General features: G+C 44.7%; 2 protein-coding genes. Both read left to right on the top strand.

Annotation, left to right across the window (positions count from 1 at the left end):
* Positions 1-201: 201 nt before the first annotated feature.
* Positions 202-1,089: a glycine--tRNA ligase subunit alpha gene (glyQ, locus tag RAC86_RS37200; protein WP_003226213.1), complete on the top strand. Its 888-nt coding sequence runs from the start codon at positions 202-204 to the stop codon at positions 1,087-1,089.
* A complete protein-coding gene (gene glyS / locus RAC86_RS37205) occupies positions 1,082-3,121 on the top strand; it encodes a glycine--tRNA ligase subunit beta (RefSeq protein ID WP_377886812.1) in 2,040 nt (679 codons plus the stop codon). Before glyQ ends, glyS begins: the two co-directional genes overlap by 8 nt.
* The last annotated feature ends 59 nt before the right edge of the window (positions 3,122-3,180 follow it).

A 3,180-nucleotide genomic window follows, 5' to 3' on the forward strand; every position in this document is an offset into this window, starting at 1 on the left:
CGGTGTAAGCTAAGGATGAGCACGCAACGAAAGGCATTCTTGAGCAATTTTAAAAAAAGAGGCTGGGGTTTTGTTCTCAGCAACTAGGGTGGAACCGCGGGAGAACTCTCGTCCCTATGTTTGCGGCTGGCAAGCATAGAGACGGGAGTTTTTTGGTTGCTGCCGCAGTCAACTTATGAAAGAAAAGTGGAGGTGCTTGAAATGAATATTCAAGACATGATTCTAACCTTGCAAAAGCATTGGTCCAGTCAGGGCTGTGTGCTTATGCAGGCTTACGATGTAGAAAAAGGAGCCGGCACGATGAGCCCGTATACATTTTTGCGCAGTATCGGCCCTGAGCCGTGGAAAGTGGCTTATGTAGAGCCTTCCAGACGTCCTGCAGACGGCCGCTACGGGGAGAACCCGAACAGACTGTATCAGCATCATCAGTTCCAGGTCATTATTAAACCGTCACCTGATAACATTCAAGAGCTGTATTTGGATTCCTTGCGTGCTCTTGGAATTGATCCGCTTGAGCACGATATTCGCTTTGTTGAAGACAACTGGGAGAATCCGTCTTTAGGCTGCGCGGGTCTAGGCTGGGAAGTTTGGCTTGACGGAATGGAAATAACACAATTTACGTATTTCCAGCAGGTCGGGGGATTAGAGTGTAAACCCGTTTCTGTAGAGATTACGTATGGAATTGAGCGTCTCGCGTCTTATATCCAGGATAAAGAAAACGTGTTTGACTTGGAATGGACGTCAGGGTTTACAGTAAAAGATTTATTCATGATGGCTGAATATGAGCATTCTGTTTATACGTTTGAAACATCAGACGTCGATATGCTGTTCCAATTGTTCAGCACATATGAAAAAGAAGCGATCAAGCAAATGGACAACGGACTTGTTCATCCAGCATATGACTATGTGCTGAAATGCTCGCACACTTTCAACCTGCTTGATGCCAAAGGTGCGATCTCTGTTACCGAGCGGACGGGCTATATCGCAAGAGTGCGGAATTTAGCTAGAAAAGTAGCAAAAACCTACTATGAGGAACGAGAAAAACTAGGGTTCCCAATGCTTAAAGGGGAGGGTTCTTCTCATGAGTAAACAGGATTTACTTTTAGAGATCGGATTAGAGGAAATGCCGGCGCGCTTTTTGAATGAAAGCATGGTTCAGCTTGGCGACAAGCTGACATGCTGGCTTAAAGAAAAAAATATTACTCACGGTGAAGTGAAACTCTTCAATACACCGAGACGTCTTGCTGTGTTCGTTAAGGATGTCGCAGAAAAGCAGGATGATATAAAAGAAGAAGCAAAAGGGCCTGCGAAAAAAATTGCCCTTGATGCGGACGGGAACTGGACAAAAGCGGCAATCGGCTTTTCAAAAGGCCAAGGCGCAAATGTGGAAGACCTGTACATCAAAGAAGTAAAAGGCATAGAGTATGTATTCGTGCAAAAGTTCCAAGCCGGCCAAGAAACGAAGTCGCTTCTGCCGGAACTGAGCGGTTTAATTACAAGCTTGCATTTCCCGAAAAACATGCGCTGGGGAAATGAAGATTTGCGTTATATCCGACCGATCAAATGGATTGTCGCATTATTTGGACAGGATGTCATTCCATTTTCGATCACAAACGTTGAGTCTGGACGGACAACACAGGGACATCGTTTCCTCGGACATGAAGTGTCAATTGAATCACCTTCAGCTTATGAAGAGCAGCTGAAAGAACAGCATGTTATTGCTGATCCTAGCGTCCGAAAGCAAATGATTCAATCTCAGCTGGAAGCAATGGCTGCTGAAAACGATTGGAGCATTCCAGTTGACGAAGACCTTCTTGATGAAGTGAATCATTTAGTAGAATACCCGACAGCTCTTTACGGTTCATTTGAATCCGAGTTTCTGTCAATTCCTGAAGAAGTGCTTGTCACAACAATGAAAGAGCATCAGCGCTACTTCCCTGTCAAAGACAAAAACGGTGACCTGCTGCCTCACTTTATCACAGTCCGAAACGGCAACAGCCACGCGATTGAAAATGTGGCCCGAGGCAATGAAAAAGTGCTGCGCGCACGTTTATCTGATGCTTCATTCTTCTACAAAGAAGATCAGAAACTAAACATTGATGCAAATGTGAAGAAGCTTGAAAATATCGTTTTCCATGAAGAGCTTGGTTCTCTTGCTGATAAGGTTAGAAGAGTCACATCAATCGCAGAGAAACTTGCCGTTCGCCTTCAGGCTGATGAAGATACATTAAAACATGTGAAGCGGGCTGCTGAAATTTCTAAATTCGACCTTGTGACGCATATGATATATGAATTCCCTGAACTTCAAGGAATTATGGGCGAAAAGTATGCGAGAATGCTTGGCGAAGATGAAGCTGTGGCGGCGGCAGTTAATGAACATTATATGCCTAGATCAGCGGGCGGAGAAACGCCTTCTACTTTCACCGGAGCTGTTGTAGCTATGGCGGATAAGCTTGACACAATCGCTTCATTCTTCTCTATCGGCGTAATTCCGACTGGTTCCCAGGACCCTTACGGACTGCGCCGCCAAGCAAGCGGTATTGTTGCGATTCTTCTTGACCGCAACTGGGGAATTTCATTTGAAGAGCTGCTTACTTTCGTACAAACCGATAAAGAAATTGAACTGCTGGATTTCTTCACTCAGCGCTTGAAATATGTCTTGAATGCTGAACAAATCAGACATGATGTCATTGACGCCGTGCTGGAAAGCTCTGAGCTTGAGCCGTACTCTGCGCTGCATAAAGCACAAGTACTGGAGCAAAAGCTTGGTGCACCTGGCTTTAAGGAAACAGCCGAAGCGTTAGGCCGAGTGATCTCTATCAGCAAAAAAGGAGTCCGCGGAGACATTCAGCCTGATCTTTTTGAAAATGAATACGAAGCAAAACTGTTTGATGCCTACCAAACAGCGAAGCAAAATCTGCAGGAAAACTTCAGCAAAAAAGATTATGAGGCGGCGCTTGCTTCACTTGCAGCCTTAAAAGAACCGATCGATGCTTACTTCGATCATACAATGGTTATAGCGGATAATGAGTCATTAAAGGCAAATCGTTTAGCGCAAATGGTAAGCTTGGCGGATGAGATCAAGTCCTTTGCGAATATGAATGCCCTTATTGTAAAATAAAGAGAGAAAAGGCGGTTGCTGTGTGATCGGTAATCGTCTTTTCCCCATTTATAAGTTTT

This window comes from Bacillus sp. LR_5 (assembly GCF_042709275.1).

Bases quoted from the DNA above. Each gene is read 5' to 3' on its own strand.
- glyQ (WP_003226213.1), top strand. From the start codon at position 202: ATGAATATTCAAGACATGATTCTAACCTTGCAAAAGCATTGGTCCAGT.
- glyS (WP_377886812.1), top strand. From the start codon at position 1,082: ATGAGTAAACAGGATTTACTTTTAGAGATCGGATTAGAGGAAATGCCG.